The organism is Shewanella vesiculosa (assembly GCF_009994065.1).
GTDB lineage: Bacteria > Pseudomonadota > Gammaproteobacteria > Enterobacterales > Shewanellaceae > Shewanella > Shewanella vesiculosa.
Genome location: NZ_JAACSD010000021.1, coordinates 71,943 through 95,044 on the forward strand (window position 1 = coordinate 71,943; position 23,102 = coordinate 95,044).

Below are 23,102 nucleotides of genomic sequence, written 5' to 3' on the forward strand. Positions count from 1 at the left end.
GTTGATATAGTCTTGATACAAAAATAAAAATAAGGAATCACCATGAAAAAACGTTTTATAGCACTTTCTTGCTTTGTTATGTTTTTTTGTGGTTCGACAGCTCAAGCCGCTACAGTTCTTAAGTACAACGTCAACGCCTCAAGCAGTTGGGTACCTTATTATATTGCTGACTCAGCAGAAGAGCCTGGAATACTAGGAGAGCTGGTACCTTTACTGCTGGCAAAAGCCAATATTGACATTGAAAAACATAACTTCCCGCCAAAAAGAACCAATTATGCCCTCGATAACGGCTTATTAGATTTCGACTTTGTTAGCCCCGATTGGTTTCCTAATAAGGATTTAGGCACGCTTTTTGTACAATCTGATCCCATAATAGCTATCCAAGAAAATATTATTACTTTGGAGGAAAATGCTAAAAACTGGCAAAATATCAATAATATTAAAGGCAAAGAAATAGGCATGGTACGTGGTTATTTGTACTATGATGATGCGCAATATACTCGGGTCGATTTTGTTTCAGAACGCGATCTCATCAAAGCCCTATATAAAAACAGAATTGATGCGGCTATCTGCGGCGATTTACCCGCTTTATATTGGGCTAAAAAACTCAACAGTCCTATCAGCCTTGCGGCAATTCATACACAAGGCGAGTTAGTGATGCGTCTTCGTAAAGAGCACCTAGCCTTGTTACCACAAATCAACGCCGCTATTGCAGAATTTAATCAAAATGGTACTACTCAAAATATTATCGATAAATACACCAAGCAAGATGTATTTAATCGATAATGCGATTGCCTACTAGTACTGCCAACATTCTACAGGCAAATTAAAACGGATTTACACTGTAGCCTTCATGAGCCAACACGGCATGGGCAGTTAACGCCGATAATGCCATCTCAACGCCTGGCAATAAATCGTCAGGGGTAATGCCATAATATGCCGCGGTTTGACCACATACATAGAACTTTGCGCCATGTTTAACTAGCTGAGCAATTAAGTCTTTATTGACATTTTTTTGTCCCGCATTGAGCTGCTGGTAAACACTATCCTTGGTCATATCATTCGCAGCTTTACCATGCACCACCATAGCAACAGAAATATCTTCAAGCTTAACCCCGGCTGCCACATGCATGTTGATAAAACGCGCTAAGGTATCAATACTACGATTTAATTCTGCAGGTTTTGCTGCACTACTTAAATCAAAAGCGACTTTGAACTTCATTCCAGCAGGTATCACTAAGCTACTATTTACTTCAGCTATTTTGCCATAATCTTTAATTATCGACCCTGATTTAAATGCCTCAGTCTCAGCTGAAGCGGTAAATGATAAAGAGGTCATCAAGGTAAATATCGCCGCTGCCAAAACACATTTACGGGCTGAATGTAAACTGACTGTCATTATATTGATATTCCTTATAGCTATTATTATGGTTACTCTAGCACTGATTTAGGCTTATGATTCATGCCGTTTCTGAGTATAATTACGCCCTCAAAACTACCACGAAAGAATGATATGTCAATTCGTCCAATTACCGCTAATGATTGGCCCGCTATTATGGCGATCCAAGCGCAATGTTATGTTGAACTAACACCAGAATCGCTTGAGGTTATGCAAAGTAAATGGCAACTCTCGCCTGCTTGCTGTGTGGTATTTGAACGACAAGGTAATGTGCTAGCTTATGCTCTTGTTCACCCGTGGCAAAGAGGCGATGCCCCGTCACTGAACCGTGAATTAAAGGGGCCTATTGAGAGCAACAGCTGGTATTTACATGACATGGCTATCTCACCCAATGCACAAGGTATGGGTGTTGGTAAGCAGCTATTTACCTACCTAGTTAATCAGGCTAAAACATTAATGCTCAATGGTATTGGATTAGTTGCAGTGCAAGGCGCACAAACATATTGGCAACAGCAAGGGTTTAAACCTGAGCCCACCTCAGCAAAGCTAGCACAATCATTAGAAAGCTATCCTACTGGGGCATGTTATTTATATTTACCCTTATGATAAAAGCTCGCGCCATGTTGCTATCGGTTTATAACCACTGTGCGTTTAACACTCTATGACATTACTAATCAACTTAAGCAGTAACGTTGCGGCTTTATTAGGGATCTCGCCGATTGAGATATCCTAGGGTATGTTGATGTTTCAAGGTTATTTTGCAGTGAATGTTTGATCTATAACGGCAACAGTAGCCAATAAGACTAGGGCTTAGGAATGAAGTTATGCAGCATAAAAGCCGATAACGCAGGAGCGATGGCCAGTAAACACGGTCCGAAGGGCCAGCTAAAATCGTGTTGCTGTTTGTTGAGCGAATCTTGCTTAACTTGCTAGGCGGCTATCCACTCGCCTCGATTAATACACGTTTACATTGAACAAAATGCAACCAACAAAGTTCAATTGTTTCTAGTGGTGAAAAATTTATTGCCAGTTACAGCAAATCGGCTTGGTTATAACGAGATGAACGTGGGACAATTAACCGCTATGCAAGAGGCCGCTAACTTTACTGTATTTGCCCTTTTGTAGTTTGGTATCTCAAAGCCCCACGAATAGCTTAACGACTTGCAGGCAGAATCTGCATTTTTAGGTACCATATTGTTTATTTTTTACAGTGAATTACATTAATTTCAGGAGTTTACATGGCGCGCCAAGTGATTTACACCTTTAAAGGTCAAACCAAAACCATCGCTTTTAGCTACGACATACATCGCGATCTTTATGAAGCAGCCGCTGAAGCTGAAGGGATTGACTTAAAGAAATTTTTGGCCATGGAACAACAAGTTGCCTTAACGTCAAAAAAAGGCGCTAAAGCAGAAAAAGAATTTCGCAAGACCGAGTTTGCACGTTTTGGTTTTAGTAGCATTAAATTTGTTCGTGAAGATGATGATATTTAATCATTTTGATATCAATAAGGACTGTCTATGTTGAATTCAGATCATGCTAATTTCCCTCGTGCGAGTTTTATTCGACGTTTAGGTGCTATGGCGTATGACTCAATGCTCGCAGTAGCCGTTTATATGTGTGCTGGTGCCTTGGGCTTTGGGGTGTTCTTTGCTTTACAAAGCAGTGGCCTTATCGCGATGAATGGTCATGAACACGTGTCAGATCTACTTAATAACACCCCTATTTATCACGGCTTTTACCAACTCTGGATAGCGCTTTGTGTTGGCGGATTTTATGCCATATTTTGGAGTAAAGGCGGGCAAACCTTAGGTATGCGCGCTTGGCGACTCAAAGTGCAACATCCTAACGGTCAAAACCTGAGTTTTATTACCGCATGTGCTCGAATCGTGTGGTCTTTACTGGGTATTGGTAATCTATGGATTATCATCAATGATGACAAATTAGCATTACAAGACAAGATGACTCGTTCAGAAGTGGTAGTGCTGTCTGTAGAAGCCAATCAAATGCGAAATTGGCGTGGCGCATAGCACATTCACCCACGGCTAATGGGTAGTGTTAAAGCAAAAAAATGGCAACCAGAAGGTTGCCATTTTTTACAGATTATCGATTAAATGTTCAGTGTTATTTGCGAATATAATACAAAGCTAATCCGGTAAATAACATGCTAGGAGCAATTGCACCGACTACTGCGGGCAATTCGTACACTATGCTCATAGGCCCAAATATCTCATTGCTAATATAAAAACTAAACCCAGCGACCACACCCAACAACACGCGAGCCCCCATGGTTACGGTACGTAATGGTCCAAACACAAACGATAACGCGACTAACATCATTACAGCGACGGTGACGGGTTGCATAATCTTGCGCCATAATGCCAGCTCATAACGACTCGGATCTTGTTGGTTAACTTTTAAATAATCTAAATAATCAATTAAGCCACTTATGGATAATGCTTCGGGCTTAATCGACACAACACTCAACTTATCTGGGGTTAATGTAGATTGCCACACATCGGAATCAAGAAAATCTCGCACCACTCTATCATCGACCACAGTGGTGTTCTCAACCACAGATAATTGCCAAGCATCATCCCTAAATTGAGCGCTTTTAGCATGTGTCACTCTGGTTAATTCTTGTTGGTCATTAAACTCATATAAACTAATATTATTCAGAGTATTAACGTCTTGAACCTCACCGATATTGACGAATAAATCACCATCTTTCGCCCAAATACCTCGATGAGATTTAATTAAACTCCCGCCAGAGATTTTAGTCGCTTGAAGCTCTTTAGCACTTTTCTCAGCAATAGGTGCCCCCCATTCCCCCAGAGCCATAACCAGAATCATCAATGGAATCGCTGTTTTCATCGCCGACTGGGTGATTTGTAAGCGCGACATACCTGAAACTTGCATCACCACTAACTCAGAGTTAGATGCCAGCATGCCCATACCAATTAGCGCACCAAGCAGCACTGCCATTGGGAAAAACATTTCAATATCTCGAGGGATCAAAAACAATACATAGATAGCAGCATCGAGCATGGTATAAGCACCCCGCCCAACCAAACGTAATTGATCAACCCACTTAATGATGCCAGATAAACCGGTCAAAATAAGTAAACATAAGCCAGATGTACTAACGATCATCCGCGCAATATACAGGTCTAATATTTTCATAGCGTCACCTGCTTACGTTTAAATAAGCCCAAGAACTTCATCCCTGTTGGTCGCTCTTTAATTAATAACAATAATCCTAACATGAGTGCTAATGCATGGATCCACCACATGCCTAAGAACTGCGGCACCACCTCATCTTGCAGTGCTTTTCGCCCTGCAATCATTAATCCGAAATAACCTAAATACAGTAAAATAGCGGGGAACATTTTGGCAAACTTCCCTTGGCGAACATTCACTCGCGCTAATGGCACGGCAATTAAGGTCAACAATGGAATTGAGATAGGGATCGCCAGTCGCCATTGAAATTCAGCCGCCGCTTCCGACCCTGGGGTATCCAATAGTTCATTGACTGGCAGTGCAGAAAGTTTACGTCGGCGCTCATCGACTTCTTGTTCTTTGATTTCCATTTTATAGCCTCCAAACTCAATCACTTGTAGTTCGAGTGATTTAGGGCTGCCTTGATAACGAAAACCATTGTCGAGTTGTAATTGTTGACTACCGATATTATCTTCAACCACCCGACCTTTTTTGGCCACAACAATATTAGTTAAACCATTCTCATCTTCTGGGTCTGGCAACTGCGCGACAAAAACTTTATCTAACGTATTGTCTTTATTTATTTTTTCAACAAACAATACCGCGCGGCCATTTGGGCTTGCTTGAAAACGGCCTTGAGTTAGTGCTGCAAGACCAGCTTCAGACTGAGCCTTTTCTAGTACTTGATTTTGGCGTTCTTCTGCCCAAGGTCCGACGTAAACAGACAAATAGGCCGTGAACAATAAATTAGCAAATGCGACTAATAACGTTACTCGAGTGACATACCACTCACTGACACCAACACCATGCAAAACGACCATTTCATTTTCAGAATACATGCGCCCGTGAGCCAACAATATCCCTAAAAAGAAACTCAGCGGTAACACCAATACGGTTAATTGAGGCAAGTTTAAGCCCAATAATGTCATCACTAAAGACGCGGGGAATTCACCATCTGAGGCATCTGCCAACACGCGCACAAATTGTTGGCTAATAAAAATAGTTAGCAGTACCAAAAGTACCGCAAATTGCGCTTTTAAAACTTCACTAATAAGATATCTAAATACAATCACAAGTATGATCCGGTGGCTAAACTTATCTTTTTACTGGTATCAGAGCAACTTTCATGTAAACTGACTACTTTCAGCAGTTTTGCTAGTTTTCTGACCAGCGCGGAAGGTGCTTTGGGGTCAAGGTTAACATCTATTTGGGCTGCCAATTTGCGCCTCTTTTTCGTTAATAATCCCAAACAGTTATCACCTTTTCGTTGATTATATGCCAGATGGCCTAATGCAAACATTATCTAATAAATATAAAAATTTGTCTTTAAGAATCTAGGAGTGCTCATGGAGTTTAGCGTAAAGAGCGGTAGCCCCGAAAAGCAACGTTCAGCCTGTATCGTTGTTGGCGTTTACGAACCTCGCCGTCTGTCTGGTATCGCAGAGCAATTGGATAAAATCAGTGAAGGTTACATTAGTAACCTCCTTCGTCGTGGTGACCTTGAAGGTAAACCAGGACAAATGTTGCTATTGCATCATGTACCAAACGTATTGAGTGAACGTGTTTTACTGGTTGGTTGTGGCAAAGAGCGTGAGCTAGACGAGCGCCAATACAAACAAATTATCACAAAAACCATCAGTACCCTAAATGAAACCGGTTCAATGGAAGCTGTTTGCTTCTTAACTGAACTGCATGTCAAAGGCCGCGACACCTACTGGAAAGTTCGTCAAGCCATTGAAAGCACGCAAAATAGCTTATATTCATTTGATGCATTAAAAACCCGTAAAGGCGAAACTCGTCGTCCATTACGTAAAATGGTATTTAACGTGCCAACACGTCGTGAATTAACTATTGGTGAGCGTGCCATTGAACACGGCACCGCAGTATCTGCAGGTATGCATTTGTGTCGTGATGTCGCAAACATGCCACCGAATATTTGCAATCCAGCTTACTTGGCTTCACAAGCCCGCCAAATGTCTGAAGTTTACGAAAGCTTGAAAGTGACCACCATAGGTGAAGAGCAAATGGCCAAGTTAGGCATGAACTCTTATTTAGCCGTAGGCCGTGCAAGCAGTAACGAATCAATCATGACCGTGATGGAATATCAGGGCGCGGTTGATAGCACCGAAAAACCTATTGTGCTTGTCGGTAAAGGATTAACCTTCGATTCTGGCGGAATTTCATTAAAACCTGGCGAAGCCATGGATGAAATGAAATACGACATGGGCGGCGCTGCAGGTGTGATTGGCACCATGAAAGCACTATGCGAAATGAAGTTACCTATCAACGTCATTGGTATTTTAGCCGGTTGTGAAAACATGCCTGCGGGTAATGCTTACCGTCCTGGTGATATTTTAACGACTATGTCAGGTCAAACAGTTGAAGTGCTTAATACCGATGCTGAAGGCCGCTTAGTATTGTGTGATGTATTAACTTACGTTGAACGCTATGATCCTGAAATAGTGATTGATACAGCGACCTTAACCGGTGCCTGTGTTATTGCACTCGGTAAACATGCGTCTGGCTTATTCAGTTCACACAACCCATTAGCCCATGAGCTATTAAATGCTGGTGAGCAAAGCGGTGACCGCGCGTGGCGCATGCCGTTATGGGATGAATATCAGGACATGCTAGACAGCCCATTTGCTGACATGACAAACTTAGGTGGTCGCCCAGCTGGGTCGATTACTGCGGCGTGTTTCTTGTCTCGCTTCACCAAAAAGTACAACTGGGCGCATTTAGATGTCGCTGGTACAGCTTGGAACAGCGGCGCGAATAAAGGCTCTACTGGTCGTCCGGTACCGATTTTAAGCCAATTCTTAATTAATCGTGCTGGAGTTGAAATCAACGAGTAATCGTTTGGTTTATTTAAGTACATATTGAAAGGGTAAAGCCTAGTGCTTTACCCTTTTTTGTTATCAATCAGGTAAATTAAAATACAAGCTCACCCACATGATTGATGTCATCGATTAGGCTAACCATTGACGATGTAATTGCTCACTATCACCTAGGTAATCTAATACCCAAGCCAATGCAGGTGACATTTGATCGTCATTCCAAGCTAAACAACAAGCACTAGGCTGTTTCACTTTATGCAGTTTTTTACACACTAATTGACCAGATTTAATCAAAGGTGCAGCCAAATGTTCTGGCATGTAACCAATCCCCAGTCCTTCAACAAAACAGTTAATTGCGCTGTGCCAGTCAGGCACCACTAACCGTCGCTGATTCGTTAACAACCAAGTGATCCGCTTGGGGATCTCACGGGAAGTATCTTCAAGACAAATAGATGGAAAACCTCGTAACTCATCATCACTTAGTGGACGCATTATCTTGGCTAATGGATGCCCTGCACTGACCACAAACAGCCAATCAATATTACCCATGTTAGTGTATTTGAATGTCCCGCCAACCGGATTGGCAGTTGTCGCACCAATGGCGATGTCACTTAAGCCTTTGGCAAGCGCTTCCCAAACACCGTTAAAAACTTCGATACGAATAATCAGTTCAACATCATGAAACTGTCTGTAAAAATCTGCGATTAATGCATGCATGCTGTCAGTTCTGGCAATATTATCTAGCGCAATAGATAACATAGGTTTCCACCCATTAGCGACTCTAAGGGTATCTCGTTTCATCAATTCCATCTCGCTAAGAAACTGACGTGCTTTGGCTGCAAAATGTTTTCCCGCAGGAGTAAGGCTAACGCTTCTATGGTGGCGAATAAATAGTTCAACCCCGAGTTCTGTTTCAATTTGCTTAACTGAGTAGCTTATAGCAGACGGTACTTTATGCAGTTTTTTTGCTGCAGCAGTAAAACTGCCAGTTTGAGCAACAACATCAATTAGCTCAAATATTTGTTGTGAAAGCATATCTATTTAACTCATTTAATGGCGGTATTCATGGGATATAACAGGACAAAATGAATCATGTGCTAAGGGCATAATCGGATTCAATTATGCTTTACAATAAGCGTCCAATCAATTTTTTTGATGACAGAATTCAAAAATAAACGTTTTAAGCTAATTAAGTAAACCATTAAGCTAACAGGCTTTATTGAAACAACGAAAAAGACATGTTTAAAATGAGTAACAACGACCTAATAATTAACAAAAAAAACACTAACATTACATTTTACCTCTTCCTGTTTTATTTAGCCTTAATGAGTATGTTAGGTTTCATTGCTACCGACATGTACCTGCCATCATTCAAATCTATTGAAGGGACTTTTAATGCCAGCACTTCTGAAGTGGCCATATCGTTAACCAGCTTTTTGGCAGGACTTGCAATTGGACAGTTATTATATGGACCATTAGTCCATAAAATAGGTAAACGTAATTCACTGTTTATTGGCTTAAGCGTATTTATGTTGGCAAGTGCACTGATTGCACTCAGTGACAGTATGATGGCGATGAATATTGCCCGATTCTTCCAAGCGATTGGCGCTTGCAGTGCCGCAGTCATTTGGCAAGCGATTGTGATAGAACAATACCCAGCCGATAAAGCTCAAAATATTTTCTCTAATATTATGCCTTTAGTGGCATTATCTCCGGCATTGGCGCCCATTGCTGGCGCAATGATACTGAATAGTTTTGGCTGGCGCGCGGTGTTTATTAGTTTGTGTATTATAGCTGTACTGTTGATTGTCATGACCTCTATTTTTGTCCCCAAAGAAACTGTGAGCCTGCATAAAAGTAAGCCTAATATTGGCTATCAACAATTACTGGCTAATACACGATACTTAGGTAATGTGATAATTTTTGGCGCCTGTTCTGGTGCTTTCTTTGCTTACCTAACGCTTTGGCCTGCGGTGATGGAACAGTATGGTTATGCTGCGACTGAAATTGGCTTAAGTTTTATACCTCAGACCATTATGTTTATTGTTGGTGGCTACTCGAGTAAGTTGCTAATTAAAAAGTGGGGAACTCAAGTCAGCTTGAACTGTTTACTTATTTTCTTTGGTTGTTGTGTTACAGCCATTTTTGTATCCAGCGTGATCCTCGATACTGAAACGATCTTACCACTGCTAGTTGCATTTTCATTACTCGCAGGAAGCAATGGCGGTATTTACCCGATTGTGGTTAATAATGCCCTGCAACAATTCAGCAATAACGCATCCAAAGCTGCTGGTTTACAAAACTTTCTTCAAATCACCATCGCTTTTGGGGCATCAAGCTTGGTTGCCGTGTGGGCGAGTGCTGGCGATAATGCCATTGGTTGGGGAATTCTAGCCTGCTCCATTCTGGTTGTGGTAGGCCACTGTATTAAAAGTCATGATTCTTGGGCGAGCATTCGCGAGAATTTTACCTTTCCCGACCCGGCAAGACTATCTCAAGCCTTCACTAAACATGATCAATAACTGTGATGTGGCGATAAAATAATCATCATGTTTTAGGTTGTTTATCGAACAATTTAACGCTAACGCTCATAGTCAAATTAACAATCACAAGGAAGTGATTGAATGATGTGAATCAACCACTTGATAATGTCATTAGCAGTGGCATACAAATAAAGAAGCGGTTACTTTGCATATACGCCAACCAACGAGCTCTTTGCAAAAGACCATCCGCAAGTTCATTTCATCCCCCATCCTTTACCCTATTTAGTTACCTAGACGATGACCGTTTAAACGGTTTTTCAATCGATATTATTCAAGCGATGATGGAATATACCCAGCCAACATTGAAATGCCTCCCCTTAATAGAGCTTTTCAGTTATTAAAGTCGCAACCAAACACGGCGTTATTTGTCATTGCTAAAAGGCCGGAAAGAGAAGTAAACATGAAATGGGCAGGCCCCATGATTAGTAGCGGAGTGTATTTTTACCAAAAGCGTAATTACGGACTATCACTAGCAGATTTAGAAGACTTAAAACGTGTCCGAAATGTTGGTGTAGTGCTTGGTAATGCTGAGCACCGACTTAGATTCCCAAGGCTTCACCAACCTCAGTACTGACAAATCCCAATTGCAATCGCTCAAAATGCGCAGTTACGGCAGAGTTGATGTTGCACCTATGAGCGAGCTAGTGATGCCTTTTGGCAAAAGCAGCCGATATCGATATCAACTCAATAGAGCGTACTCCTATTAAGTTGTACGACTCTATCTTATATATCGCATTTTCAAACGACACTTCTGATGAGGTTATTGCACTATGGCAGTAAGTATTTGATGAGTTAACATCATCAGGGATGTACCAAACCATTTAGCAAGATTATTTTCCAACTGATACCGATTTTGCTAAACGATAACGGATCATTAATTTCCAATACATAACAACTGCAATAGATAGTTTTTACTATTGAATTTTCGTTACCCGCTAAATATGCTTAATGTAATCTCCCCAAAAGATCCTCTCTAAACCAAACTGACTAAGAATAAACAATGATTAACTTGTTACATCTAAGTAACAAATTTAATATAAAACCCAAAATAGCTTAAATGTATAATTTAATGAAATAAAACTCACTGAAAGGAATGTTCAGATGAAGGCGATGAAAGTCATACTCATTTCAATAGTCAGCGCGTTGGCGCTTTTTGGGTTAATGGCTATTTTATTGGGCTGGCTACTCAGTTCCATGTGCGGTAATAACGTTTACACCGAATCACTTTCATTAGATAAAATGTACAAGGCTGTTATCTTTGAAAGAAGTTGCGGCGGCGCTTCTGGCCATTCAACCCAAGTATCAATCATAAAAGCTGACGAGCAACTGTGTGACAATTGCGCTGGCGACGTGCTCGTTGCCAATGGCCATCCTAACAACAATAAACTCAAATTAGTATGGCTGGCTCAACATGATTCACAAGGTCAACAACTGCAAATTCATATTCCAGCTGATATCGCAATTGAGACTCAAGAAACTACTTGGTCCTCTTGGTTTGACAGTATCGATAGTTCCTACCCTGTATTTGACCATTACCCATTAGCCTGTGAACAAACGCCGCAACCTAAAGCGTGTCAGTTTGTGACAAATGATCAGAAACTTATTGATGTGTTAATCAAGTATGAAGGCTTTAAAAACCATAAAGCACTGGCTGTATCGGTTAACGATATGGGTAATGTTAGATATGGATACGGTTTTGGTTATGACTCAATGTTAAAAGCACAACGCAGAGCTTTAAAAGAGTGCACCAAAGGGACTAGTCCTACTCATGTAAAGTGTGAGTTAATCCGCTAAGGAGACCGAATGCGATTTGACTCGTCAGCAACACAAAGTACATTGAATTGATAATCAAAAATAGCTGTCTGTTACGACCGCTTCAGCACTCGTTTTAGCTTATCAGTCAATCAGCAACAAGTTTATAGTCGACTACTACTGTGAGGCCCATGGCGCAAACAGCACATAATAATTAATAATATCCCCTACAATTTAACCATTAGGTGGTTTGTACTGTGGCGTTCAAGCTTAACGCCAGCTCACCCATCTCCTCAACGTCCATCCATCACAGAGCTATTACCGCAACGGCGAAAAAAATCCATTGTGATAGCGATCTATGCCGGATTAATAAGCGCGATTAAACTCACGTTGGTGATATTGAGCTATTCTAACCTCATATAAATATCGCACCTCACAACCATTAACCCACGGCCTATTTTAGTGTAAACTCGAGCTCATCTTTATAACCTGTTAAAAGCATCACTATATGACTCAAGCCTTGTTTTACCTTATGCCTGATAATCATAATCAAATGAGTGCATTAGATGCGCTGTATTTAGCTGCGTGCAGGTTAGCTGAACAACAATATCGCCAACAAAAAACCGTCTACATTCACTGCAAAGACAAACAGCAAGCGTATGCAATTGACGAATTACTGTGGCAATTTGAGCCCAACGCTTTTGTACCACACAACTTAAAAGGTGAAGGCCCGACAACGGGTGCACCTGTGGAAATTGGTTTTGATACCTTAGGGCCAAATAAAAGTCGCCAAGTTCTGATTAATCTTGCAGACCAAATGCCCAGTTTTGCGGTAAACTTGCCCCATATTATCGATTTTGTCGCTAATGATGACGAACTCAAGCGCATTGCTCGCAATCGCTACCGTCAATATCAGAATGTAGGCATTACGCCCAGCACTCAAACATTAGCTGAATAAACACTTAATTTAGATAGAGAACATAACGCTCCTATGGAAAAAACATACAACCCAAAGTCTATCGAACAAGCCCTTTACCAAAACTGGGAAGAGCAAGGTTACTTCAAGCCGCATGGTGATGAATCAAAAGGCAATTACTGCATCATGATCCCGCCACCGAATGTAACAGGTAGCTTGCACATGGGTCATGCCTTCCAAGATACCATCATGGATACCCTTACCCGCTTTGAGCGCATGAAAGGTAAAAATACCTTGTGGCAAGTCGGCACCGACCACGCAGGTATCGCGACGCAAATGTTAGTTGAGCGTAAGCTTGAAGCCGAAGAAGGTAAAACTCGTCATGATTTAGGCCGTGACGCTTTTATTGATAAAGTGTGGGACTGGAAAGATCAGTCTGGTGGCACGATTACCAAACAGCTTCGCCGCATGGGCGCATCAGTTGACTGGGATCGCGAACGTTTCACTATGGATGAAGGCTTATCAAAAGCGGTTCAAGAAGTGTTTGTTCGCCTGTACGATGATGAATTGATTTATCGTGGTAAGCGCCTAGTTAACTGGGATCCAAAGCTACACACCGCCATTTCAGATCTGGAAGTTGAAAACAAAGAGAAGCAAGGCCACATGTGGCATTTTCGCTATCCTTTGGCCCAAGGCGCATTAACTAGCGATGGTAAAGATTACCTAGAAGTCGCCACGACTCGCCCAGAAACCATGCTAGGTGACAGCGCAGTAGCCGTGCATCCAGATGATGAACGTTATCAGTCATTAATTGGTAAATTCATTCTATTGCCTGTCGTAAACCGTTTAGTACCGATTGTTGCCGACGATTATGTCGACATGGAATTTGGTACTGGTTGTGTAAAAATCACTCCAGCCCATGACTTTAACGACTATGAAGTCGGTAAACGTCATCAACTGCCTATGTACAACATCTTCACCTTAGATGCCACGGTACGTAGTTTTGTTGAAGTGATAAACACTGATGGCACCCCAAACAAAGACATCGAAATGGCCTTACCAGAGCGTTATGCTGGCTTGGATCGTTTTAAAGCCCGTGATGCTATCGTGGCTGAATTTGATAGCTTAGGTCTACTTGAGAAAGTTGCTCCGCACGGCTTAAAAGTGCCTTATGGCGATCGCTCAGGTGTGGTGATTGAACCATTACTAACCGACCAGTGGTACGTGGCCGTGCAGTCAATGGCCAAAACGGCGATTGAAGCGGTTGAAAATGGCGACATCAAATTTGTACCGCAACAATACGAAAATATGTACTTCTCGTGGATGCGTGATATTAAAGACTGGTGTATTTCACGTCAACTTTGGTGGGGACACCGAATTCCAGCTTGGTACGATGAAAACGGTAAAGTCTACGTTGGCCGTAACGAAGCTGAAGTCCGCGCTAAACACAAATTTGCAGATTCAGTAGTATTACGTCAAGACGATGACGTGTTAGACACTTGGTTTAGCTCGGCATTATGGACTTTCTCAACCTTAGGTTGGCCTGACAACTTAGAAGACTTAAAAACCTTCCACCCAACCGACGTGTTGGTCACAGGTTTTGACATCATCTTCTTCTGGGTTGCGCGGATGATCATGATGACCATGCACTTCATTAAAGATGAAGATGGCAAGCCACAAGTACCATTTAAAACCGTTTACGTTACCGGTCTTATCCGTGACGAAGTCGGCAATAAAATGTCAAAGTCTAAGGGTAACGTCCTTGATCCATTAGACATGATTGACGGTATCGAGCTTGAAACCTTAGTTGAAAAGCGTACTGGCAACATGATGCAGCCGCAACTGGCGGCAAAAATTGAAAAAAGTACCCGTAAAGAGTTTGCCGACGGCATTGAAGCTCATGGTACCGATGCACTGCGCTTTACCTTAGCTGCAATGGCTTCAACCGGCCGCGACATCAACTGGGACATGAAACGTCTTGATGGTTACCGCAGTTTCTGTAACAAGTTATGGAATGCGTCACGTTACGTGTTAATGAACACTGAAGTGCAGACAGATCCAGATAGCGATGAAGCTGGCGAGCCTTTAGATTGCGGTCAACTATTAGTTGATGGTAAACCAGGTGCGATGGAATTGTCGCTAGCCGATCGTTGGATCATTGGTTTATTTAACCAAACCGTGAAAACCGTTGAAGACCATATGGCAGCTTACCGTTTCGACTTAGCCGCTAACACCTTATACGAGTTCACTTGGAATCAATTCTGTGACTGGTATTTAGAATTAACCAAGCCTGTTATGCAAAATGGCACTGAAGCGCAAATGCGCGGCACTCGCCACACTTTGGTCAATGTGCTTGAAAAAATGCAGCGTTTAATGCATCCATTTATGCCGTACATTACCGAAACGATTTGGCAACGCGTTAAACCGTTAGCTGGCGTCACTGGTGACACCATCATGCTAGCATCGTTCCCAACTTATCAAGCAGATCAAGTTGATGCGACCGCGATGGCCGATCTTGAATGGGTTAAGCAAGTTATTGTAGCAGTACGTAATATTCGTGCAGAGCTTAATATAGCCCCATCAAAGCCGCTTAATGCGTTACTGCGTGGTGTCAGCTACGAAGATCGTATACGTCTTGAAGCAAACCAAACATTCTTTGCTAGTTTGGCTAAACTTGAGACGATGACTATTTTAGCGGAAGGTGAAACGGCGCCAATGTCGAGTACTCAGTTAGTCGGCAATATGGAGCTATTAATCCCAATGGCAGGTTTGATCGATGTTGGCGCCGAAATGGCCCGTATCGATAAACAGCTAGAAAAGCTTGCTCAAGAAATTGCCCGTATTGAAGGTAAATTATCTAATCAAGGTTTTGTGGCTAAAGCCCCTGCTGCGGTAATTGATAAAGAACGCGCTAAGATGGCAGATTTAACTCGTGACATTGAAAAATTAAACGAACAAAAAGTCGAATTAGCTAAGATTTAACTGAAAGCCTCTATTTACCTTGGGGTTTACTCAGTTTACACAAAACGTTCTATAAAAAACCAGCGAGTAATTCGCTGGTTTTTTATCTTTGTTGATGTGACTCATGGCAATAATTAACGCTTTATTTTGTTCAAAATTGAAACTTTGATATCTCACTTTACATTTTTGGTGTATAAGCTTCGGCCAATATCATCATTCTATTTTATGGGCTAAAACCATGTCTGATAAATTCTTTTTTAAAGGTCGTCAAACCCCTAAGCCGGCTTATGGCGAAAGTGGTTATAACACCAAGCGCACAGCTAAACCTGGTACAGAAGCATTACCGCTTAAGTTGTCTGTGCAAACCGAGGCGCGTAAAACGGAAGTTGCCGCAATGGTTGCTGAAAAACAACTCTTTGCCAATATCACTATTGATGCTGACAAGCCTGAAAACATTATCGAATTAAGTGGTTTATTGAATAAACCTAAAACGGTAAAGTCTGAAGCTAAGCCTAATCGCAATGATGCTTGTCCTTGTGGCAGTGGTAAAAAGTACAAAAAGTGTTGTGGTGCCTAAACCGTAACAACAAGCTTAGCCCTGAGTATTTACATTTTTATATCAACATCTCAAATGAGAATGGCCGTTAAGCAGTTACAGATTTTTAATCTGTTACGAGCCAATGATTAAACAAAAAAGCGGATCATTTGATCCGCTTTTTTATTGGTTTTGGATATTTCTGCAGAACTTAGGTAAAGTGTCAGCCTTTGTTATAAAAATGATATAGAACATAAAATAAAAGGGTGACTTATGAGCACTAATTCACACTCAGGCAACGATCTGAGTGAAGTAAAACAATTGGGAATGTGGGCCTCTATCACCAGTCTTGGCTATATATTTTGGCTCGTTGGCGGCATGGAGCTGGTTGAACGTATCGCCTATTATGGCGTCAAAGCCAGTGCAGGCTTATACGCTAAGTCTCCGGTGTCACAAGGCGGTTTAGGCATCGACTTGCACGACTACGGTATTATTCTTGCTGTTTGGGCAATGCTACAAACCTTTATTCCTGTTATCACTGGCGGAATTTCTGATCGTGTCGGATATAAAGAGACTATCTTTGTGTCCACGATTATAAAAATTTCGGGTTATCTCACCATGGCTTTACTGCCCAATTTTTGGGGTTTCCTTATTGGTGCGATGTTACTCGCTGCAGGTACAGGGGTCTTTAAGCCCGGTATACAAGGCACTTTAGTGCTGTCGACAAAACGCGAGAACACCTCTATGGCTTGGGGGATTTTCTACCAGGTCGTTAACATTGGTGGCTTTCTCGGCCCATTGGTGGCGGTGCACATGCGTCAGCTATCTTGGGACAACGTCTTTTATGCTTGCGCCGCGATAATCTCATTTAACTTCTTATTTTTACTGGCTTATAAAGAACCGGGTAAAGCTGATCGCATAGAGCGTGCACGCCAAGTAAAGTCAGGAGAACGGCAACAAGAAGCACTGTGGAAAGATGCCTTAAGAGAACTTAAAAAACCGATAGTAATTTACTACATGCTGGTGTTTGCTGGTTTTTGGTTTTTATATAATTCACTGTTTGACGTATTACCGATCCACATTGCCGAGTGGGTTGATACTAGCGTTATTGTCACCTCGCTATTTGGCCCTGAAGGCACAAGTAACGGCATATTACAGTTCTGGTTGGGATTAAATAATGACGGAACTAAGGTTATGCCAGAAGGCATGCTAAACCTGAACGCCGGTATGATCATGACCACCTGTTTTTTAGTGGCCGCGTTTACCGCAAAATACCGGATCACCACCACTATGCTATTTGGCTGCATCTTAAGTATTGCCGCGATTATGTTAGTGGGCGTATTTAATGCGGCATGGATGATTGTGCTGGCAATTGTGATGTTTTCTTTCGGTGAAATGATGATTAGCCCAAAGAAAAACGAGTTTATGGGTAATATTGCCCCTGAAGGCAAAAAAGCCATGTACTTAGGTTTTGTTATGTTGCCGCAAGGGATTGGTTGGACATTAGAAGGCTACTTTGCCCCTAAGCTTTACCAAATTTACGCCTCTAAAGAGATCATCTCTCGAAATGAACTGGTTAGCCGTGGCATGAGCCAAGTAGATGTTGATAGCATTCCGCAAGGTGAAGCCTTTATGCGCTTAGTCGACTTTACTGGCATAGAAGCACAACCCCTAACGCATATGCTTTATGAAGCCAATAATATCGGCATGGCTTGGTATATTATCGGTGCGATTGGGATTATTTCTGCGGTGGGTATTTTTATCTATGGAAAATGGTTATTGACCATGCAACGCCAACAAGCAGCTTAATTAAACAGATGGCATAACACTTACCAGTAGGTTTAGATTGATGAATAAAAAGGGAAGCAACAATGCTTCCCTTTTGTTTTCTTGTTCTAAATACATTGGTCGTTTTTAATAAACACCTAAGAAAACGACCCTGTAGTTAACGTCAATCTTATTAACCCTGTTCTCATTAGCGACTCTGTTTATTGCCTATTTGTCGCTACTGTACCTCAAATGGCATCCGCAAAATAACAGACGAGGGCCTGCAACCTCAACAACTTACAGGTTTATGTATCCGGCTAATGAAGCCATCGTCTGTTGTAGGTAAACACCGCCACGCTTCATGATGCAATTAAGGTCAATACGGCATTAACCTCAATTCAGTGGCTAATTAAATAGCGATAACTCAAGCTGCTAGCTTTGGCAGGATTGGTTAGGTTGGGTTGGATTGAGTTGGTTAGATTGAGCTGGATTGAGCTGAATTGAGTCGAATTGAACTGGGCTGGATTAAATCTAATCAGCTTGGATAGCTAATTTTTCGAGTAGTTATACTGATCACGGATGAGCATTAAGTGCTTATACCCTGATAGATAAAATGAATAAAAAAGGAGGCATTGCTGCCTCCTTCTTACTTACTTTCTTAAGTGATGATTAAGAAGTTATTTTATAACTAGTGCGCTGCACCAGAGTGAACTTTATCAAGACCATAAGTTTTACCTTCAGCATGACAAGTCGCACAAGACTCAATTGGTACACCGGCAGCAGACATTACGTTATCACCAGTAACTGTCGCACCATTACTCTTGAAGTGAGCTAGAGCAGCAGGACCAGAGTGAGCGTGACAACTACGACATGCTTCAGCGACAGGAGAAATAAATTCGCCACCACTGATTGCAATTGCAGTTCTACCAGATGTTAACGTACCAGTACCAGAGAAGAATGGCATAGCATCTCCCGCAGCATTGGCATCTTTATGACAAGCTTGGCAATTTGTTTTAGTTGCAGGATAGTTAACCCAAGTTTCACCATCTGTACCTAAGTAAATGCCAGCACCAGTGCTACCTGCAAACAAACCACTGTGGAAACGGTGAGCAACAGTAACTAAGTCACGATTGGTATAAGTTAATCCTTCAACCACTTCAAACGTAGGTTCGCCATCAGCATCTACACCAGCTTGCTTGTAAACATCAGCATGATATGAACCTGCATAGTTGTTGTTATGACAATCAGCACATTGTGTAAAGTTAGTCACACCATGGTTAGGTGATTTAATGTGAGACAAGTTGCCATGACAAGCATTACATTTAGCTTCATCAGCCGTTGTACGGTCGTTACCAGCCTGTGTAGGTGAGGTATAAGCTGTCAACTCAGGACTAACGAAACGTAGATTGTCCTCAGTTAATACGCCTTTAGCCGCAACTGCATCAAACATAAAGAACTTAGTCACTATGTTTGCTGGAACAGGTACATCACAAGCACCAGTATCGGTACCTGCACCTTCAGCTAGTTTGGTATTAACAACAACCATATCGGTCGTTGTATTGCCACACATGTTCATTTCAGAAGAAACTGAAAGTATTTTGCCGTCTAACTGGTTAGGGTTAAGTGCTTTAGTTAAGGTTAACTTGCCACTTTGAACCACGAACATTTCAGGATTAGAAGCAGTATTGATACTTAAGCCACGCACATAATCGCCATTGCTATCAAGTGTACCGATTAAAATATCATCGCCTGCTTTAGCTTTGTTTAAGTACTGGGTTAAATCAGTACCATCAGCCGCAACCGCACCATTTAATTTAACATCAATGATGACAGTTAATACGTCTGATGCGACTTCAGCTGAAGCGACTTCTAGTACCAAACCATTTTCAAAGGCTGCACGGCGGTCAACGCTGTGAGCTTGCATTGGGCTTAAACTACCAGCGCCATGACAACCTGAACAATTCGCGTCACTTGCTGGCACAATACCTCTGTGATTTTCACCAGTCTTTAAGTTCACATTGACGTGACATGACAAACAGGCTTCTGCATAGATATTGTCGTTCCACTGGGTGCCACTATCATGACAAACAGTACATTCGTTTAACTCAGCAGGAAATCCGATTCCACCAAACATATCTTTGGCGTCACCAGTTAGAGAGTCAGCAATATGATGACCCGCATGAATGGTATGGATCATGGCATTGAAGTTGACGTTAAAACCAACTGCAGGGTCGTCTTGTCCACCAGCATAAGCAGGATTATGACAAGCTACACAATTTTCAACTTTTTGGTAATTATGATGAGCACCAATGTTGCTAATGCGCATATCAGTATCAGCGTAACCTTCCATTGGGCTATGACATTTAATACATGCAGCATTAGACACTGAGTCTTTTGCAGAAATAGCAAGTTCGCCAGTAGCAGGAATAAAATCAACCGGAGTTGATAAAATCTTATCACTTACTGCTGTACCATCAGCCATAGTAACGTCATAAACACGGATCATCACCCGCACTAAATCGTTTGCATCACCACTTGCTAGTACCACAGGCGCATTACCATCATGTGCCCAAGAACCAGTATAAGTACCTGGGTTAGCAGGATCTTCAACTAATGTACATGCATCAACGACAGACCCATCACGTGCTGTCGTACTACCCTCTAAATTACAATACATGCTGCTACCAAAATCATTAGCAAGTGCATGGTTTGTCCATAACATTGGCGCACCAGTGTCAGTAGTATTCGCTGATTGACTGGTCACATATAACGCTACTCTCTCGAGTCCTGAATATGGAACGTCCGCTCCGCCACTTCCTTTACCTGTTGCAGTAAATTTGAGGCTAAAAGGATCTGTACCTACTACTACAATATCTGTAGGAGCCAGTGTTAAGGTAAAGTCATAGGCATTTTCAACTGTTGTAACGACCGAACCAGCTGGTGTGCCCGGAGTTCCATCAGCACCCGGTGCTCCAGGAGTACCTGCTTCACCTTGGGCACCATCACTGCCATCAGATCCACAACCTGTCACACCCAATGCAGCAATAAACGCTGCAGCAAGTAAGGTTCTATTATATTTTTTCATTTTAAATCCCCCGATTTAAATTTGTAGGTTTTACACTTATAAAGTATAGGGAAATAGAACAAAACACCCGCGCGCTGTAACAAACCTGTGAAGCTTGGTTGCAAATTCGTTAACAGGAATCGATAATTTTAGTTTTGAGTATCCATAAAAACGAAACTGCCAATTACAGATTATGTAACCATAAAGAGGTAGTTGAGGGTGAGTAAAATACAAATGAAGATAAGAGGATAAATAAAAAACCGTAACACATTGAATTTACTCGTTAATATATAAAAAAGATCCAGATCACACGTTAATCATGCTGGATCTTATTTCATAAAATGATAAATACTTATATCAACAATGACTTAGTGATATCAATTATCATTTGCTTGGTCTCTAACGAGTAACGACGATAATGCTCTGCACGCTCAATTAAACAATAACTTGGCATCGCCATAACGCTGTTAAGCTTATTAAATTCACTGTCGGGTAGTTTCTCTACTCGCAGTTGTGGAATTTGCTGTGCAAACGAACCTTCATTGCAAATCGTTATCGCCAAACTGTCCATGGTGAGCATGTGCCAATACCAATCCTCTAGCTTAGCGACGCACTCTATATCTTCGATGAACAACCCGTGGGTTTGACAATAAAGCTCCAAAGGATCAATACGGCAGTTAAAGCCTTTGCAACTTAAATACACAATTGAATGTTGAATGATATTTTCTAATTTAATCTCGTCAACACTAGTCCAAAATTCATGGTTAACGTTACCCACTACACAAAAAGACTTCACATTGGCAATTGGGGAAGCCTCTAGGCCATGAGCATTCTGAGTATCAAAGCCAATGCCAAAATCGAGCTCACCATTATAAATCAACTCTTCGGTGTCAACTTGCCAGCTATGAAGGCTCACCTTACCGATAACATTACGAGGCAATTTACTGAGTGCTATGGCAACGCTGGTAATAATACTGGGCGAGACAGCGATATGTAGAATGGGCATTTGATGGTGATTTTGACTTTCATCTGCCACACGCTCAATTTTACTTACCATGTCACACAATTGACATACTGGCTGATACAAGCGCTCAGCTAATGGAGTTGGTTTTAATCCCTGTTGGCGACGAAAAAACAACTCATCATTAAAAATCACTCTTAACGATGTTAAACATCGACTAATTTTAGGTGCAGATACCGCAAGCTCTTTGGCGGCAAAGTTAGCAAAGCCTGTCTCGTAAATAAGCTTAAACACCAACAAACTAAATACGTCTAATTCGCTGACTTTTTTTAATGCTTGAATATCCACATATCACCTAATCTGCTGTAATGAGGCGATTAAATTAACATGTATTCAAATAATAAAAATTGATCTAGTGCTGAAAAACGCTATCAACTTCAGCTTTTGTTAATGCACGAAACTCGCCAGCTAACAAAGTGTGATCCAGCACAATATCGCCCACAGATTCGCGATGTAGCGCAACTACCGGATTACGAAAACGACCAAACATACGTTTAATTTGATGGTACTTACCTTCACGCAACACTACTCGAGCTTGATGACTAGATAAAAGCATCAATTGTGCCGGTAACGTAGTGATATTTTCATACTCAAAATACATCCCATTCGCAAAGGCCTCAACATATGCTTGATCCAGCGGATTGGCTAAGGTGACTAAGTACTTTTTGTCGACTTTATGATCTGGAGCCATCAAAGCCTCCGACCATTTAGCGTCATTGGTGAGCAATAATAACCCAGTAGAATGTAAATCTAATCGCCCAGCTATATGCAGCATCTCAGTATTAATGCCCGTCATTAGCCCCAATGCCGTCGGATGCTTATCGTCAATCGTGGCACTGACCACTCCGTCAGGCTTATTAAGCATATAGTAGCGTTTTTGATAATGACGTAGCACCACACCATTACACTCAATATGAGTAAACTCATCAATTTGTAAATCTAGTGACTTAGCAAATTGACCATCAACACGCACTTTATTGTTGATTAATAGTTCGCGCACGGCTTTTTTAGGGATCTGTAACGTGCCAGCAATAAATTGATCGAGTCGACCTCGTTTAGACACCATAAAACTTCACCAATATAGAATG

20 protein-coding genes are annotated in these 23,102 nt (G+C 41.7%); 13 read left to right on the forward strand and 7 right to left on the reverse strand.

Annotated elements, in window-relative coordinates:
* Window positions 1-42: 42 nt before the first annotated feature.
* Window positions 43-786 carry a substrate-binding periplasmic protein gene (locus GW828_RS17795; protein WP_273058562.1) on the forward strand — a complete coding sequence of 248 codons (744 nt, stop codon included), beginning with the start codon at window positions 43-45 and terminating at the stop codon, window positions 784-786.
* Window positions 787-826: 40 nt separating this feature from the next.
* Here the strand turns inward: GW828_RS17795 and GW828_RS17800 are convergent, their stop codons facing one another.
* The gene (locus GW828_RS17800; protein ID WP_273058560.1) at window positions 827-1,399 is read right to left on the reverse strand and encodes a DsrE family protein; all 573 of its coding nucleotides are present in this window, start codon (window positions 1,397-1,399) and stop codon (window positions 827-829) included.
* A gap of 114 nt (window positions 1,400-1,513) precedes the next feature.
* Between GW828_RS17800 and GW828_RS17805 the strand changes: the two genes are divergently transcribed.
* The 4 genes from GW828_RS17805 (at window position 1,514) to GW828_RS17815 (ending at window position 3,429) form a co-directional block, all read left to right on the forward strand.
* Window positions 1,514-2,005, forward strand: a complete 492-nt coding sequence (locus GW828_RS17805) for a GNAT family N-acetyltransferase (protein WP_273058558.1) — start codon at window positions 1,514-1,516, stop codon at window positions 2,003-2,005.
* 405 nt (window positions 2,006-2,410) lie between these two features.
* A complete protein-coding gene (locus GW828_RS19315; protein WP_474340168.1) occupies window positions 2,411-2,524 on the forward strand; it encodes a DMT family protein in 114 nt (37 codons plus the stop codon).
* 113 nt (window positions 2,525-2,637) lie between these two features.
* Window positions 2,638-2,892 carry a DUF2960 domain-containing protein gene (locus GW828_RS17810; RefSeq protein WP_124015653.1) on the forward strand — a complete coding sequence of 85 codons (255 nt, stop codon included), beginning with the start codon at window positions 2,638-2,640 and terminating at the stop codon, window positions 2,890-2,892.
* 27 nt (window positions 2,893-2,919) lie between these two features.
* Window positions 2,920-3,429, forward strand: a complete 510-nt coding sequence (locus GW828_RS17815) for an RDD family protein (protein WP_124015652.1) — start codon at window positions 2,920-2,922, stop codon at window positions 3,427-3,429.
* Window positions 3,430-3,523: 94 nt separating this feature from the next.
* Here the strand turns inward: GW828_RS17815 and lptG are convergent, their stop codons facing one another.
* Complete coding sequence (gene lptG, locus GW828_RS17820; protein ID WP_124015651.1) at window positions 3,524-4,582, reverse strand: LPS export ABC transporter permease LptG; 1,059 nt, start codon at window positions 4,580-4,582, stop codon at window positions 3,524-3,526.
* Complete coding sequence (gene lptF / locus GW828_RS17825; protein ID WP_124015650.1) at window positions 4,579-5,691, reverse strand: LPS export ABC transporter permease LptF; 1,113 nt, start codon at window positions 5,689-5,691, stop codon at window positions 4,579-4,581. The genes lptG and lptF overlap by 4 nt, the downstream gene beginning before the upstream one ends.
* 273 nt (window positions 5,692-5,964) lie before the next feature.
* On the opposite strand from lptF, the gene pepA reads away from it, so the two are divergent.
* The gene (pepA, locus tag GW828_RS17830; RefSeq protein WP_273058554.1) at window positions 5,965-7,473 is read left to right on the forward strand and encodes a leucyl aminopeptidase; all 1,509 of its coding nucleotides are present in this window, start codon (window positions 5,965-5,967) and stop codon (window positions 7,471-7,473) included.
* A 114-nt stretch (window positions 7,474-7,587) separates the two neighbouring features.
* Here the strand turns inward: pepA and punR are convergent, their stop codons facing one another.
* The gene (punR, locus tag GW828_RS17835) at window positions 7,588-8,490 is read right to left on the reverse strand and encodes a DNA-binding transcriptional activator PunR (RefSeq protein WP_182722071.1); all 903 of its coding nucleotides are present in this window, start codon (window positions 8,488-8,490) and stop codon (window positions 7,588-7,590) included.
* Window positions 8,491-8,702: 212 nt separating this feature from the next.
* Here punR and punC point away from each other — a divergent pair, with 212 nt between their 5' ends.
* The 7 genes from punC to GW828_RS17870 all read left to right on the forward strand — a co-directional run bounded on the left by punC (window position 8,703) and on the right by GW828_RS17870 (window position 17,971).
* Window positions 8,703-9,977, forward strand: a complete 1,275-nt coding sequence (gene punC / locus GW828_RS17840; protein ID WP_404948304.1) for a purine nucleoside transporter PunC — start codon at window positions 8,703-8,705, stop codon at window positions 9,975-9,977.
* A 421-nt stretch (window positions 9,978-10,398) separates the two neighbouring features.
* On the forward strand, window positions 10,399-10,572 hold the full coding sequence (locus GW828_RS17845; RefSeq protein WP_273058551.1) for a hypothetical protein: 174 nt from the start codon (window positions 10,399-10,401) through the stop codon (window positions 10,570-10,572).
* Between the two features lie 527 nt (window positions 10,573-11,099).
* Window positions 11,100-11,792, forward strand: coding sequence for a hypothetical protein (locus tag GW828_RS17850; RefSeq protein ID WP_273058549.1), 693 nt, complete (start codon window positions 11,100-11,102; stop codon window positions 11,790-11,792).
* A gap of 466 nt (window positions 11,793-12,258) precedes the next feature.
* Window positions 12,259-12,708, forward strand: coding sequence for a DNA polymerase III subunit chi (locus tag GW828_RS17855; protein ID WP_273058547.1), 450 nt, complete (start codon window positions 12,259-12,261; stop codon window positions 12,706-12,708).
* A gap of 33 nt (window positions 12,709-12,741) precedes the next feature.
* Window positions 12,742-15,648: a valine--tRNA ligase gene (locus GW828_RS17860; protein ID WP_273058545.1), complete on the forward strand. Its 2,907-nt coding sequence runs from the start codon at window positions 12,742-12,744 to the stop codon at window positions 15,646-15,648.
* A 217-nt stretch (window positions 15,649-15,865) separates the two neighbouring features.
* Window positions 15,866-16,204: a PBPRA1643 family SWIM/SEC-C metal-binding motif protein gene (locus GW828_RS17865; RefSeq protein ID WP_124015643.1), complete on the forward strand. Its 339-nt coding sequence runs from the start codon at window positions 15,866-15,868 to the stop codon at window positions 16,202-16,204.
* 231 nt (window positions 16,205-16,435) lie between these two features.
* Window positions 16,436-17,971: an MFS transporter gene (locus GW828_RS17870; RefSeq protein ID WP_124015642.1), complete on the forward strand. Its 1,536-nt coding sequence runs from the start codon at window positions 16,436-16,438 to the stop codon at window positions 17,969-17,971.
* Window positions 17,972-18,617: 646 nt separating this feature from the next.
* On the opposite strand, the gene GW828_RS17875 is transcribed toward GW828_RS17870, so the two are convergent.
* The 3 genes from GW828_RS17875 to GW828_RS17885 form a co-directional block, all read right to left on the reverse strand.
* Window positions 18,618-21,014, reverse strand: a complete 2,397-nt coding sequence (locus GW828_RS17875; RefSeq protein WP_124015641.1) for an OmcA/MtrC family decaheme c-type cytochrome — start codon at window positions 21,012-21,014, stop codon at window positions 18,618-18,620.
* A 331-nt stretch (window positions 21,015-21,345) separates the two neighbouring features.
* Window positions 21,346-22,302, reverse strand: coding sequence for a LysR family transcriptional regulator (locus GW828_RS17880; protein ID WP_273058542.1), 957 nt, complete (start codon window positions 22,300-22,302; stop codon window positions 21,346-21,348).
* 64 nt (window positions 22,303-22,366) lie between these two features.
* The gene (locus GW828_RS17885; RefSeq protein WP_182697824.1) at window positions 22,367-23,080 is read right to left on the reverse strand and encodes a 16S rRNA pseudouridine(516) synthase; all 714 of its coding nucleotides are present in this window, start codon (window positions 23,078-23,080) and stop codon (window positions 22,367-22,369) included.
* Window positions 23,081-23,102: the final 22 nt, after the last annotated feature.